The following is a 14,927-nucleotide window of genomic DNA, read 5'->3' as shown; positions in this document are numbered from 1 at the left end:
ATGAGGCTGTAGCGTTAATAAAGGAGAAAGTTATTGCCATAGTTCAATTAATTATTAACATACACTGTTATCTATTAGCTACAATCATGATCCAAAATTGGATATGTTGAGTGAAAGAAACATTAGCGGTTTTAATTGCCGCGACCAATGCTTTTGAAAAAATTGCCAATCGCTGATTACTGCGAACACTATGGAAAATGATGCGGCAACGCTCTACTGCCCAAATGAAGCTTGTCTGGCTCCTAACCCTTTAACACATAAGTTTTGCCAGCGATGTTCTACAGCCCTACCCAAACGTTACCTCTGGGCGGTAGGGGATGGTATGAGTGTGGGTAGCCCAGGAGATGTCTTAGCCGATCGCTATTTAGTAATTAGTGAATCTATTGTTTTAGATAAGAAGCCAGGATTACTTCCACAGTCACCTGAACTAGAGAATGCACAAGATATCAAAGCTTATCTCAGATTAATTTCTTACAGCCTAAACGTACCACAGGTATATGGAGTAATTCCTCTATCTAACAGTCAGTCTTCGGCTAACTTAAGCCCAGAATCTCGTAAAGGAATATTACTTTTAGAACACCCGCCATTGTCCGTAGATACTTCAGGACTACAAGTGCAACTATGTAGACAGTTAAATATTGATTGGCGCGACGCTACATCCATGCGTCAATTAAATTGGCTATGGCAAATAGCTAATTTGTGGCAACCGTTGAAAACTCAAGGTGTGGCTACTAGCTTAATAGATTCTCATGTACTGCGGGTAGAAGGATCATTGATTCGCTTGTTAGAATTACGTTTTGATGATTCAAAATCACCAGAGTTAGAGGACTTGGGTGTATTTTGGCAAAAATTAGCTTCAGAGGCTAAACCAGCTATAGCTGAATTTGTTCAAGACGTGAGCAATTTTCTAATTCACGGAAAAATTAATTCCCCAGAAGTTTTGATTGCAGTTTTAGATCAAGGTTTGGCAGAATTAGGGCGATCGCAAAGTCCTACGATTAAAATAGTTACCAAAACAGACACTGGTCCGAGTCGTCAACGTAACGAAGATGCCTGTTATCCTCCCAGTGGCACATTAATCAGCAAACCACCAAAGAAATCAGCCTTAGCTATTGTTTGTGATGGTATTGGTGGACACCAAGGAGGTAATGTTGCATCTAATTTAGCCATTGAAACAATTCATCAACAGGTACAAGACCTGGCCACTGTTTCTTATGATCACATAGAACCTTCCATATTGCTGGCTGACTTAGATAATGCTGTGGCAATTGCTAATGATAAAATTAGCCAACGCAACGATAGTGAAAACCGCCAAGCCCGTCAGCGTATGGGTACAACTGTAGTTATGGCGTTGTCCATTGGTCACGAAATGTATATTACTCATGTGGGTGATAGTCGTGCCTACTGGATTACTCGCCACGGTTGTTATCAAGTTACTCTGGATGATGATGTGGCTTCGCGGGAAGTAAGATTGGGCTATGCTATCTATCGTGAAGCTGTGCATCAAGGTGGGGCCGGTTCTCTGGTGCAAGCTTTAGGAATGAGTCCGAGTAATTCATTACATCCTACTTCCCAGAGGTTTATTTTAGATGAAGATGCCATTTTTTTACTGGCATCGGATGGATTAACTGATTTTGACCGTGTGGAAGATAATTGGGAAACGGAAATTTTACCACTTCTGCTGGGTCAAGATGATATAGCCAACGTAGTTGATAAATTGGTAGACCTGGCTAACACCAGAAACGGACACGATAATGTGACTTTGGCATTAATACACCATCAGGTGAAATATTCGGAACCAAAGTCAACTCTCAAAGCAGTGATTCCAGATATTTCTTCACTAGCATCGACAAGTGCTGTTACTCAAGGGCTACAACAAACACTAATAGACGCTAGCCCTAACCAAAAAACTAAAGTATTACGAAACCATCAGCCCAGGGCAATTGCTAAACTACCTTGGAGTTGGATAGTTCCTATTGTTTTGGTTATCTTAGCTGGTTCTCTAGGATGGTCAATGATGCAACTGCGATCAGGTAGTCTCCCGGATATAAAATGGCCTTTCAGTCTTCCTAATATCAAGAATCTAGAAGCACCAAATCCCCTCAGTAGTCCCCCAGTCATAACCCAATCTCTTGATGATTTGGTTTCTGGATCGGTAATTCAAACCAAAAGTACACTTCCTCTGAGTAATCAAGAAATATTACCTCCTGAAAGTTTTTTGAAAGTGATTTCGATCACGCCCAGTCCTGAAGTTGATACTGGAGACTTGTTAGTAAATCTGCGAGTATGTTCTCCCAGTAGAATTAATACGTTGCCGACTGAAACTCCTTCTATTCCAGAGGTAAAGGTTAAATTGTCTGAACTGAAAAGTTTTGGAGTTTCCGTCTTAGAACCTGACGCGGAAAATCCCTGTGATCCAATTTTCAACCAAACCCCCACAGAAACTGATACTAGTAAAACTGAGTTAAATACTCCAGTAAATACTCCTGAAACTGTTCAAAATCTGGAATAATACAGAGAGTGACTTTGACACTCCCCACGATAAATTGACGGGGATTGAGGGTTAATTCGGGTATGCCCTAAGCTATTTGCATTAGTGCAAGTCTTTTTTGGTTGGAAAAAATTAGGTTCAAAATGCTGATTCGCGTTTTGACTTTGCTCAAAACAAGTCTAGCTTTTATAAATCTTTGACCTACTGCTAGAACGAAAATGGAATAATGCAGTAGAACCGCATAGATGAGGTAGTACGGCCTTGGGGTTTCCCGGATGAGAGCAACTAACGTTTAATTATCAAGGTATGGTTAGCACCACGCTACCGCTATCAGTGCCTTGTCTTTCGATGGCTAGGTTTTTTAAGTGGTTGATTACCTTTCCACTATGATGAGTATAGCAGCATATTGGTACACTAAGGAATTGAAAGTCGTCTTAGAACGACGGGGGTTTAAACCCTATTTTTCGGTAAAAAAAGTTTGTGGATTCGTCACATTAATGAAGCAATGCCATCTCTAAACTTGGCGATCGCCCGTTTGATGAATACTGGCACAGATAATTTTGCTATTTGGGTGGTCAAGGCTCCCTATCCTAGTGGTTATGCTTTGCATGACTGTGTGTGGCCGGCTGAACTCACTCAGATTTGGCAAGAATGGCAAGAGATGTTTGCTGGTCATAGTGGTTTGTCTATTTTTTCAAATTTTCCAGCCCAATCAGTAAATCCACTTGCCATCAATATAGTTTCACCACCATCAGGACAGAAGGCTGGTTATAGTAGTCGTTTGATGCAATCTTTAGGTATTCATCTGTGGAAATGGATATTCGACGGATCAATTCTTGGTAGTCTAGAACGTAGTCGCGGCATAGCAATGGGACAGCATACACGATTGCGTTTTCGTTTAGAAATTCGTGACCCTGATCTGATTGCTTTACCTTGGGAAATTATGCAACGCCAACCGGGGCGATCGGCAATGTCTCTCTCTCCAGATTTGCTATTTAGTCGGACTACCAGCGAAGTTGAACCCCTACCGTATTTGCGAACAGATCAGAGTTTAAATATTTTGTTGGTTTTAGGACATGACGAAAACCTGCAATTGACACAAGAAGCCGCCACCTTAGAAGCAATGTTGGCAAGTCGTAATTCTCTGGGTTCAGCACCTTGTACAGTCAAAACACTGCTGCAACCTACACCACAAGAGTTAATCCAAGAATTAGAAACGGCAGCCTATAATGTTTTCTTTTACGCTGGTCATGGACTACCGGGGCCAGATGGAGGATTATTCTTTTTACGTCCAGAGATGACCCTGAACGGTATTGAGTTAGCACAAGTACTAACCCGGAGTGGTCTAAAATTAGCAGTTTTTAATGCTTGTTGGGGCGCACAACCCGACGCGATTAATCACCAAGCTATCCCCGCCAGCAGTTTGGCAGAAGTTTTAATTCGTCATGGTGTACCTGCGGTTTTGGGAATGCGTGATCAAATTGCTGACCACGAAAGCCATAGTTTTATTCAAGCCTTGACTGCGGCTTTGCGATCGCGTAAATCTATTGATGAAGCCGTTGCTGAAGCTAGACAAGAGCTATTAACACTATATAAATTTAATCAACTGGCTTGGACTTTGCCTGTTCTTTATCTGCATCCAGATTTTGATGGTGAACTGATTAATAGTTCTTATGAAGGAATTACTGAGTTACCAGAGAATTTCACACCTAATATCCATTCCCAGATTCCCATAGCTATTTTGCGATCGCTAGCATCGGAAGGGGAAACTTGGATACTCCGCTCTGGAGTCACTCGCATCGGTCGCACTCAAGATAATGATATCGTGATATCAGAACCTTCTGTTTCTAAGCGTCACGCTGAAATTTTATGTCGCAGTACTTTGACTGGTACTACCACTGTTAGAACTTATTACCTGCAAGATTTCTCTACCTACGGCACAACATGGTTTTTAGGGGCTAATGGTTGGCAACAAATACTCCGGGAAGAAGTTACTTTAACATCTGGTATGCAGTTAAAGTTTGGCAGTTCTCACGGTCAGGTTTTACAGTTTGTAATTGAAGATTCTTAGGAATTGCACTTTGGCTTACTTCGACTTACTTCGACTTACTTCGACTGCGCTCAGTACAAGTCCCTCAGTGTGAGAGGATTGGGTATTTGGCTTTCGACTGTGCCGAGGGTAAACCTACTCCCCAAAGATAAAATTAATTGTTTTACGGAAATCTAATTCTAGAGGTTGTAGCTGTGAGTATTCCTCAATAATTCATCAGGAGGCAAACAATGACTAACCATATTAATAGCTCAGACAGGTTTAACGCCTTACCATCTCCAGTAGAATTAGAATTATTGGAGGCTTTATTAGAACCAGATGATGGTACTTATCCTTGGAATCCGGCAGACCAGGATTCGGAAACTTATTTTGATCAATTAGAACAGGAATTTTCTCTACAGGATTTTATCGACGAAGAGATAACGATAAAATCCTCAACTTTTTATGACAAACTTGATCAGCTGTGGTCGGAGGTTCCTACTAACTCAAATCATTCTGTTGTAGATAATCTGCAAGTGGCGTTAAATTCTGCTTTTGCTGATAGCGTACCCCAAAACTGGCTTCAGGCGATCGCCGAAAAAACGGTGACAACTTTTGCCTCTCAACAATCAATGGGTGATCAACTAGTACAGTGTGTTCAATCTCTCTTACCCACTTGGGATGTAGATGATCTCTTAGTTTTAACCCGTCCCTTTACTTATGCTATGCGTAGCAACCCATCCCCAGAGGTTATGTCTTGTATTCATAAACTCCAACATCGAGATTGGCTAAGTTTATCTGAAATTGAACAAGCTAAAATTAGTGTGGCGATCGCCTATTATGCTTTCAGAGAATTAAACACCTATCCATCTGAACTTTTAACTCCCAATGACAAATAGTTTTACTTGCAAATTAGCCTCATTGTCTAACTAGGAATATCTTTATCTTTTGAAGATATAGTTAAATCAAGAATTCCAAAATATTTGGTGGTGGAGAATAATTTCATCTATCCCCAGACATAAAATCAAAATTTTATTCTTTGAGAGTGTAGAATAAAAAGCTAAAAGGCAAAATCAAGAACTAATCAAGAAATTCTGAGATTAAATTTTGCCTTTTGACTTATATCTATGAGGTTCGGAGGCGGATAAATCCCGGATTTTGAGGTCGGGGAATAGTTACGACCTATTTTGGGTTAATAAAGCGGGTGGCGAAATTTTGCGATCGCGTCGGTGATAATACCCGTGCTTTAAGAATTGCAGCCATTAAGAAGGCATAAGATAACACCCCTACAACGACCAAAAACAAAGCATTAATGGAACCACTAGCATTCCACAAAGCATGGAGTGCAGAAGCACTAAGATAACCAATAGAAAGAATTTGCCAACGCATCCGGGGTTTAAGGACTGCTAACCCAATAAAATATCCCAGGTAGCCACTATAAGCCATGTGTCCCGCCACTGAGCCTAAAATACGCGGAATGAGCAATTGAAGCCCTACCAATTCACCAGCAGCACCTATGCCCACCTGTTGGGTAATATTTGGTACATATTGACCAAGAGTTTCTAACAAAGTGAAACCTATAGCTGAAGCAGTTCCCAGGAGAATACCATCTAAAGGTTCCCAAATCCCGATGCGTTCCCGCCAAGGAGAAGGTAAGCCACGACCCATGAAATATGCACCAATTAAGGGTAATGCTTTAAGTAATTCCTCCATTAACCCCGCACCAAAGAACATTCTCACCAACAGTTCTGTAAAAGTGGTGGGTTGTTGAGGAGAAGGTAAACTACCGGGGAGAATCTCCCGAAACACAAAAATGAATAAATTCAAAAGGGGACTGAGTAAAATCAATGTTGTAGTCAATGCTGCACCCATTAGCACCCACCAAGGCTTCTCTTTACCGCAAAGTTGATAAACAAAGTAGTAAGCAGCTGATGCAATGTAAGTGGCGACTATAATTTGATTTTGGGGCTGGCCCACAGTAGCAAACATCAGCACCACAAAGATCACAGTTAATATTCCCGGTATCAGGTAAGCCTTGCGTGTTAAATCCTTACCTGTCGAAATAATGGGAAACAGTTGAGTAAAGCTAACGGAATCGGGTTCTTTTAAATAGGTATGACCGTTATTTTTAGAAGCCGATGGTAGTGGTTTGACCTGTTGAGTCATTACCGTGGGCTGAGAAATCAAATCATACTCAAAAATAAATTGCGGACCATCAGAACCTAGAGAAATGCGATCGCCGGGGCGCAATTCCTGACATTCAGATAAAGGTTTTCCATTTAAAAAAGTACCATTAGCACTATTTAAATCACAAACTACCCAGCTAAATTTGCCGTTAGTGGATGAGGAGAGGGGACGAACCACAGCATGACGGCGAGATACCATCCTATACATCGTGGCATCCAAGACAACTTGGCAGGTGGGGTCGCGTCCAATTACTACTTCTTTACTGGTTAGCAGCGAGTAGCGAGATTCTGATCCAAGAGCTGCTACATTACCAGACACTAGCCGCAGAAATGCATTATGTCTTGTGTTTTTGCCTGTCATCTAGTTAGAGTGTCTTTCCAAACAAATTCATAAAAATTTTTGGCAGTAGGATTTAATCTCAGCCACGCCAACAGCAGCATTGCTAAATACACTATAGCTTCACTTACTGCCAAGAAATTTTAAATTTGCTGATTTTTTATTTAAATTTTCCTAACTCATGAGTGATAAGCATTCTAGCTAATAAAATATTTTGCTGTGCTGTATTTGTCAATTACATTAGTTAGACTCTACTAATTATAGATTCTACAGAATCCCATACACAACAAATTATAAAATATTAGTACTATGGATAACATTTGAGCAAGTTAAAAAGTTATAAAATTATTAACTATCACTTATATATTGCTTTTTAGTACGAATATTTTCTGAATCCTCCATAATGTTTTGTACAAGAACAACAGGAGGAATATTTGATCTATCCTGTTTTTACAACTATTAACCTTTGTGAGCAGTAAGATTAAATTCTGCTATGGCTGTAGAAAAGTTATGATTTTCATATACTGGGCGACTGATTTTAATTAAAGCAAAGGGTTGTAAAGAGGTTAAATCCTCCCATTATTCTAGGGTGAAGGTAAAACTGATTGCTTGTGCTTTTTCATGGATATTAGCTGGGATAGCCTGAGAATCTATCCATAAGCTTCAGGTTCAATGGGTCATGTGGCTGCTGGAGATATTTCTGGTAAGCTGGAATTTTGTTTTTTGTGATACAAGGTTACTGGACTCAGTTTGTACGCTGAACTTGAGTAATTTAATGCCTATCCTAATAACAAATTTAATGTCTGACATTGCTGTTACGAATAATCCAATAAGAAATTGATAGAGATAAAACTGCAACTGCTAAACCAATAATAGTAATACCTGTTACCTTTTCCAAATCAAGAATAATAATTTTCCGAGCAACTGCAATTAAAGAAGTAACAATAACTAACTCAACATGAACAACGTGCTTGCGGAGATAACCTGTAATATTTTCTAATATTTCTAAAGCAATTAAAATATTCAAAAATAATCCAAAAATCGTAAACAATACCTCATTAAATGTACCAGCGACACTGGTAAACAACTCATTAGCGAGATAGATGCCTAAATCAAATATAGCTACTAAAATTACCACTACCATGACGAGTGATAATAACTTAGAAACAACCACCTCGATATTTTCTATCAGGTGCATGAATATCTCATCATTGCCTAATCTGAGAATCTTTTGGAATAAACGCCTCATATCAGTTTTGGGGTTTTATTGGTAAATATAATATTAGTGAAACTCATAAAAGTTGACTAGTCAGAGGGAAACCTAATCGCTTGTAGGCTGGGTCAATAACGACTCATATTTCCTGATCTATTGATGTTTATACCATTACTAAAAACAACTGTACAGCACAGGCGTTTAATTCTGGCTGTTATAAATCTGGGGAAGATTCGGAATGGGTTAAGGTATTGGCTTCTGCATTGTTTACCCATAATGAACACTGTACCAGTTGCGATCGCATGAGTAATTTTAGCAGGAAATTGGACTTGACCGCGACGCGATCGCACTATCACTAATCTGGTTGATCACCCTCGTGGTGTTCAGCAAATGAGCCTTGGGGTTCTTTCAGCAATAAGGCACAAAGGAAAGTTACAATTAAGGCGCTAACACCAAGAGTCTGAAAAAAGATTTGGTTACCAATGTCACCTGCTGGTAAAAAACTGTATAAAGTTAGATAAGCCACGGCTCCTACATTGCCATAAGCACCGACGTTACCAGCAATTTGACCAGTAATTCGCCGCTTTACTAGGGGGACGATGGCATAAGTAGAACCTTCACCGGCTTGGACAAAAAATGAACAACTCATTGTCAGCATAATTGCTACAGGTAACAACCAATTACTACTGACACCGCTCATAGCTAGATAAGCAATACCGATACCACCAGTCAGTATGGTCATTGTCCATTTGCGACTACCGAAAGTATCAGAGACCCAACCGCCACCGGGACGTGCAAATAAATTCATGAATGCGTAACTAGCAGCAATCATCCCGGCTAATACTTTGCTGAGGCTGAAAGTTGACTCGAAAAATGCTGGTAGCATGGAAACCACTGCTAATTCTGAACCAAAATTCACAAAATAAGTCAGTTCTAACATTGCTACCTGGGAAAACTGATAACGGTCTTGAGGGGAATATTGTTTTTTTCCGGTCATCAATTCTTGATTTACATCCCAGCATTTATAGGCTTGGAAGAAATATAGACAAATTAATAAGAGGTAGATAATCAATAATTGGGCTTGATTAAGTAGACCAATTTTAGAGATGCGCCAAGCTAATAAGGCTAATATGCCTACTAAGGGAATATTATTCAACATCAGCAGCCAAAAGCTGGTTTTGCTGGTAACTTCTATTCCGCCGTGACGAGAGGGACGCTGATAAACTTTGCTCTTGGGGGTATCTTCAACGTTGAAAAAATAGATAACTCCGTAGATAGCAGCTATTATCCCAGTTAAGGCGATCGCCAGCCGCCAGTTAAGTTGACCCACAGTAAAAATAGCTGTCACCGCCGCTATGGAAGGTAAAGTAAAAGCCGCAGCTGCTGAACCAAAATTCCCCCAACCACCATAAATACCCTCTGCAATTCCAATTTCTTTGGGAGGAAACCATTCAGCAACCATGCGAATCCCAATTACAAAACCAGCACCGACTATACTTAGTGCCAAGCGACTAATGACCAACTGGCTAAAATTTTGGGACAAGGCACAAGCTAGACAAGGAATAGCCGCATACATCAACAAAATTGAGTAAGTAATTCTCGGACCATATCTGTCTAGAACCATACCAATAATGATGCGGGCTGGCACAGTCAAGGCGACGTTACAAATGGCAATAGTTCTAACTTGTCCTTCCGTTAAGCTGAGTGCTTCTTTGATGGCTGTTTGAAATGGTGCAAAGTTAAACCAGACAACAAATGAAAGAAAGAATGCGAACCAAGTTAGATGTAATATGCGGTAGCGACCGTTGAATGAAAATAATCCTGTGAGCATGAAATATTCCTTAGTTAAATGGAGAGACTACACATAATTAATAATTCCCGATGATGGTAAAACTTAGCTAAATTTTGATGGATGTAATTGAAAATTATGGGATTTTGCGCCGAAGTGTCGCCAGCTATAGTATTCTCCCAGGGCTTTAGCACCCAAAGTATAGAAAAAATAAAACTCGGTACATGATTGTTACAACCTTATCTGGTAGGACTTACGCATAATCTACCTTTTCTTGGCGTTCTTGGCGGCTTGGCGGTATGCGCTTCGCGCACGCTACGCGAACGATAAATCAAGATTTTTGGCAATTGTTGCGTAAGTCCTATCTGGGTTAAAAAATTATTAAAAAGTTGAATAATATGACATGATCTCTAAATAAGTATTATTTCTTAGTGATATGATGGCGGATAAATTTCCTTGGCTAACTGCGATTGTCCTGCTACCATTCATTGCTGCTTTGGTTATCCCTGTGCTACCCGACAAAGATGGCAAGTGGGTAAGATGGTACGCACTGGGTGTGGGATTAGCCGACTTAATCTTGATGTGCTACGCTTTTTGGCACAATTACGATGCCAGTAATGCTAGTTTTCAACTGGAAGAAAGTTATACCTGGATGCCCCAATTAGGTCTGAATTGGGCGGTTGCGATAGATGGGTTATCGGTTCCTTTTGTACTTTTAGCCGGACTGGTAACAACACTGGCAATTTTTTCAGCTTGGCAAGTTGACCGCAGACCACGCCTGTTCTATTTCCTGATGTTGGTGCTGTACTCAGCCCAGATAGGGGTATTTGTCGCCAAGGACTTGCTGCTGTTTTTCATTATGTGGGAAGTCGAGCTAATTCCGGTATATCTACTTATTTGTATTTGGGGCGGGCAGAAACGTCGCTACGCCGCTACAAAATTCTTGCTATATACGGCTGCGGCTTCTATATTTATTCTGGTGGCAGCACTAGCAATGGGGCTATATGGTGGCGGTGATGTCACCTTTGATATAGCTACTTTAGGACTCAAAGAGTATCCCCTGAATTTAGAACTGCTGCTATATGCGGGATTGCTGATTGCTTTTGGTGTCAAGTTGGCTGTGTTCCCCATGCATACTTGGTTACCAGATGCTCACGGAGAGGCTTCTTCCCCAGTATCAATGATTTTGGCGGGTGTGCTGCTCAAGATGGGCGGCTACGGACTAATTCGCCTGAATCTGGGAATTCTTTCGGATGCACATATCTATTTTGCCCCTGTTCTAGCAATTCTTGGGGTTGTGAACATTATTTATGGTGCATTGAACTCCTTCGCCCAAGGGAATATGAAGCGTCGGCTGGCTTATTCGTCGATTTCTCACATGGGATTTGTACTCCTGGGGATTGCGTCTTTCACTGATTTGGGTATTAGTGGCGCAATGTTACAGATGATTTCCCACGGTTTAATTGCATCGGTACTGTTTTTCTTAGCTGGTGTGACATACGATCGCACCCGGACGATGATCATGGACGATCTGGGCGGTATTGGTCAGGTAATGCCTAAAGTATTTGCATTATTTACCATAGGCGCAATGGCATCTTTAGCTCTCCCTGGGATGAGTGGCTTTGTGGGGGAAATTGCGGTATTTCTGGGGATAACTACCAGTGATGTCTACAGTTCGACTTTCTGTATTGTGATTATCTTCCTAGCCGCAGTGGGAATTATCCTCACACCCATTTATCTACTTAATCTGCTGCGCAAGGTATTTTATGGCAGTACCGCATCAATTATGTGTGATGTGAATAATGCCGCCTGGGAGAATCAGGAGGATGAGGGAACAGCTTGTTTTGGTACTGATTGTCTGCTACCAGATGAAACTATTTATAGTGATGCTAGACCGCGTGAAATATTTATTGCTGCCTGTTTTTTAGTGCTAATTATCGGTATTGGTTTTTACCCTAAGTTGGCTATGCAAATGTATGATGCCAAGACTGTGGCGGTAAATGCTCAGGTGCGTCAATCTTTGATGACTATTTCTCAAACTAACTCCCACGTCTATGCTCAGGGGTTGTTAGTTCCTACTATTCCAGCAGCTGATAGCTTGGGTGAGATAGCCAGAGAATCGCCGATTTTGGGAGTTGTCAAGTAACTTTATTAACCTGTAGAATAGTCAGGAATTAGGGATTACAACTACTTTTGAGAACTATGAAACGTCGTGATTTTATCAATTGGGTAGGTTTGGGTGCAATAGCTAGTAGCTTACCTGTGGCGATCGCGGCTTGTTCTTCCCAAACACCTACATCGGCAGATTGGCAAACTGTGGGTAGTCTGGCAGAGTTAGATCAAAATGGTGAATTGCTAGTGCAAAAATCACCGACTTTCAATGTTTTAGTCGTGGGAAAATCAACCAACGCAAATCTAATTGCTGTTAACCCTACCTGTACTCATTCAGGTTGTACTGTTAGCTGGGAAACTGAAGGCAACAAATTTGTCTGTCCTTGTCATGGTGCAGAATATGATAGTGCTGGTCAGGTGCTAAATGGTCCAGCGACAAAGCCACTCAAAACTTACACGGCTAAAATCGCCGATAATTCGGTTTTAGTCCAGGCAAATTAGCTGATCTGATATCTTCACTGCTCCGATTTTATTGCTAGCAGATCCTAGTCATATTGTCAGATTACACGCGATCGCCACATTGAAAAAACGGAACTCACCCCAATTTATAACAAGGAATTGCGATCGCACTAGCAGAATGGTAGATATTCAGGAAGACACTGCAATAAAAAAATCTCCCCCTACTAAAACAGCAGGAATTAGTATTAAGCACCATTATTTTAATTCCTCCTAAAGATAGATAAATAATCATTCAATATTTTCAGAGTCGGCGCAGCATGATGACTTGTATTCTCCCTAATTTCATCAACTAGCAAATTTCCCGCCGCCAAAACCAGATACCTTGATTTTTCAAAGAATTACGTCTACTTAAGGATGTATAAGTGATTTTCAAATGTTAAAGTTTGAATATCGCCAAATTTACTGGAATCATAATCGCCAAGTTTTTATGGCGGTGATATTTTGTTAGGAGTGAATGTGAATAATATGTTTCTAATCTACAAAACACTACGCCAAAGCACAAGTTTCTTTTACTTACCTAGTTTAGCCGCCCTCACAGTTTTAGCTAGCGGTTTTTCAGCCGTTGCCCAAACAGTAGATACTCAACTAGCAACAGAGTCTCCAGTCAATACCACAGCCTCTGATTTACAGCAGATTCCCCACCCTCACACCCAGGAAGTTGCTGATCTCACACCAATACCAGGAACAGTAGTAACTTCAGCCGCATCCTTGATTCCTGAATCAGAATCAACTTTTCCCTCTTCCTCCACCCAGGTAGCACAAGCAGATATTGATTTTGGTCGAACTACTCGTGGCGGTCGTAGCTACATCGGTGTTGCTGGTAACATTGGTCTTGGTGGTGGTGACTCATCTTTAGGTGATGGCAATTTTGCAGTCATGAGTAAAGTGGGAATCACAGACACCATCTCAGTCAGACCCGCAGCCGTGTTTGGCAATAACACCACAATCTTAGTTCCCGTCACCTACGATTTCAACTTGCAGTCAGCAGATCCATTTGCAGAACCAGTATTGATCGCTCCTTATGTGGGAGTAGGTGCAGCTCTTAAAACTGGTGATGACTCCAAAACTGCTGTGTTAATATCTGGCGGGATTGATTTTCCTCTCAACCCCAAATTTACCGCCACAGCTGCTGTGAATGCCGGATTTTTTAGTGAAACTGACATTGGTGTAATGTTAGGAGTTGGTTATAATTTCAGTGGTTTTTAGTCACATCAGATAAAACCTCAAAGGCAAAGGTATTTTACTTTTGCCTTTTACCCTTGGCAATTTGAAAATACTCAATAGAGTATAAAAAACAGAGAGTAGTGATACGTGTCACATTGTAAATATGACATTAAGTATATAATGTGTAATATGTTATTATTGCTTAAATTATGCGATTACATCCCATATAAAATCACAGCAAAATTCTGAAACGTACACAAAAATTTTTCAAATAATTGAAATATCTAGATTTAGAGATAGTTTTAATTGTTGTAATACTTATTTAAGTGGCCATAAAACAGAAAATCTGGCGTAAGTTTAATATATATATTAATATCATAAATTTTCTGTAATAAGTATATTCACTACCATTATCTACCTAAATAGCAGCTATAAAATCTGTTTTCACAAATAAACGAAAAATAAAAAACGCCAATTGATATATGAATAAATCAGAGAAATTCTCCAAAGATAATCCCAACTTTGCCCTAGAACAGCAAAAAGAAGAAGAACTTATCCATGATGTCTTTTTGTTATTGCAAAATTTGGTTTCTAGAGAAGAAGCGACAGTGAAATTAGTATTAGGTTCACTTTATGATGTCGGGTCAATTAACCTGATTAACGATAAGTTTCGTTCTCGAACTCTGAATAGAAGTCTGAAAATCATTTCCAGGACATCCAAGCCAGTATTTAGAATTTTGGCTTGGCGCTGGTTTAAAAAGAATGGTTCTCAATTAATTACTAACTGGTTAGAAAGCAAAGTTACTTTTACAAGCGCGGAGCCAGAAAAAGCAGAATTGGTGCTGAAAAATTCCGAACCTCAACCAACTTCTGTGAGTAAGCCTCAGTATCAGCTTCAGGAAGTGAAGCATCTTCGCTCTCAGGTGACATTGCTGACTGGTATTTTAGTTGGAGTGGTCACTGTATTTGGTGGTAGCTTTATTTGGTTAGGTTATTCCTTGGAGCGATCGCATTTACAAAGAATTGTCGAACTACAAACCCAAGTCAAAACTCTAGAAGCCAGCGTCAATCAGCCTTAGTCAAATTC

General features: G+C 40.3%; 10 protein-coding genes and 2 pseudogenes. 7 read left to right on the top strand and 5 right to left on the bottom strand.

Annotated elements, in window-relative coordinates:
- The first annotated feature begins 190 nt into the window (after window positions 1–190).
- The 3 genes from VB620_RS16510 to VB620_RS16500 all read left to right on the top strand — a co-directional run bounded on the left by VB620_RS16510 (window position 191) and on the right by VB620_RS16500 (window position 5,419).
- Window positions 191–2,512 (top strand): PP2C family protein-serine/threonine phosphatase, encoded by a 2,322-nt coding sequence (locus VB620_RS16510; RefSeq protein ID WP_323197248.1) that lies wholly within the window; start codon window positions 191–193, stop codon window positions 2,510–2,512.
- Between the two features lie 484 nt (window positions 2,513–2,996).
- The gene (locus VB620_RS16505) at window positions 2,997–4,562 is read left to right on the top strand and encodes a CHAT domain-containing protein (protein WP_323197247.1); all 1,566 of its coding nucleotides are present in this window, start codon (window positions 2,997–2,999) and stop codon (window positions 4,560–4,562) included.
- Between the two features lie 209 nt (window positions 4,563–4,771).
- On the top strand, window positions 4,772–5,419 hold the full coding sequence (locus VB620_RS16500; protein WP_323197246.1) for a hypothetical protein: 648 nt from the start codon (window positions 4,772–4,774) through the stop codon (window positions 5,417–5,419).
- 283 nt (window positions 5,420–5,702) lie between these two features.
- Here the strand turns inward: VB620_RS16500 and VB620_RS16495 are convergent, their stop codons facing one another.
- The 5 genes and pseudogenes from VB620_RS16495 to VB620_RS16480 all read right to left on the bottom strand — a co-directional run bounded on the left by VB620_RS16495 (window position 5,703) and on the right by VB620_RS16480 (window position 10,087).
- The gene (locus VB620_RS16495; protein WP_323197245.1) at window positions 5,703–7,067 is read right to left on the bottom strand and encodes a PrsW family glutamic-type intramembrane protease; all 1,365 of its coding nucleotides are present in this window, start codon (window positions 7,065–7,067) and stop codon (window positions 5,703–5,705) included.
- Window positions 7,068–7,502: 435 nt separating this feature from the next.
- Window positions 7,503–7,610 (bottom strand): annotated as a pseudogene (locus tag VB620_RS20890) (nitrate reductase associated protein); the annotation flags it as partial.
- A 229-nt stretch (window positions 7,611–7,839) separates the two neighbouring features.
- On the bottom strand, window positions 7,840–8,292 hold the full coding sequence (locus tag VB620_RS16490; protein WP_323197244.1) for a phosphate-starvation-inducible PsiE family protein: 453 nt from the start codon (window positions 8,290–8,292) through the stop codon (window positions 7,840–7,842).
- A 178-nt stretch (window positions 8,293–8,470) separates the two neighbouring features.
- Window positions 8,471–8,618: pseudogene (locus tag VB620_RS16485) on the bottom strand (molybdopterin dinucleotide binding domain-containing protein); the annotation flags it as partial.
- The gene (locus VB620_RS16480) at window positions 8,612–10,087 is read right to left on the bottom strand and encodes an MFS transporter (RefSeq protein WP_323197243.1); all 1,476 of its coding nucleotides are present in this window, start codon (window positions 10,085–10,087) and stop codon (window positions 8,612–8,614) included. The pseudogene VB620_RS16485 and the gene VB620_RS16480, both read right to left, overlap by 7 nt.
- Before the next feature lie 394 nt (window positions 10,088–10,481).
- On the opposite strand from VB620_RS16480, the gene VB620_RS16475 reads away from it, so the two are divergent.
- The 4 genes from VB620_RS16475 to VB620_RS16460 all read left to right on the top strand — a co-directional run bounded on the left by VB620_RS16475 (window position 10,482) and on the right by VB620_RS16460 (window position 14,919).
- Entirely contained in the window at window positions 10,482–12,191 is a 1,710-nt protein-coding gene (locus VB620_RS16475) for an NAD(P)H-quinone oxidoreductase subunit 4 (protein WP_323197242.1), read from the top strand.
- A gap of 56 nt (window positions 12,192–12,247) precedes the next feature.
- Window positions 12,248–12,658, top strand: coding sequence for a QcrA and Rieske domain-containing protein (locus VB620_RS16470; RefSeq protein ID WP_323197241.1), 411 nt, complete (start codon window positions 12,248–12,250; stop codon window positions 12,656–12,658).
- A 483-nt stretch (window positions 12,659–13,141) separates the two neighbouring features.
- Window positions 13,142–13,882, top strand: a complete 741-nt coding sequence (locus tag VB620_RS16465; RefSeq protein WP_323197240.1) for a hypothetical protein — start codon at window positions 13,142–13,144, stop codon at window positions 13,880–13,882.
- A 440-nt stretch (window positions 13,883–14,322) separates the two neighbouring features.
- Window positions 14,323–14,919, top strand: coding sequence for a hypothetical protein (locus VB620_RS16460; RefSeq protein ID WP_323197239.1), 597 nt, complete (start codon window positions 14,323–14,325; stop codon window positions 14,917–14,919).
- Window positions 14,920–14,927 lie beyond the last annotated feature (8 nt).

It is taken from the genome of Nodularia harveyana UHCC-0300, from assembly GCF_034931085.1.
GTDB classification, from domain to species: domain Bacteria; phylum Cyanobacteriota; class Cyanobacteriia; order Cyanobacteriales; family Nostocaceae; genus Nodularia; species Nodularia harveyana.
Note: the sequence above shows the minus strand (reverse complement) of the source record. Positions and strands in the feature narration are given on the sequence as shown.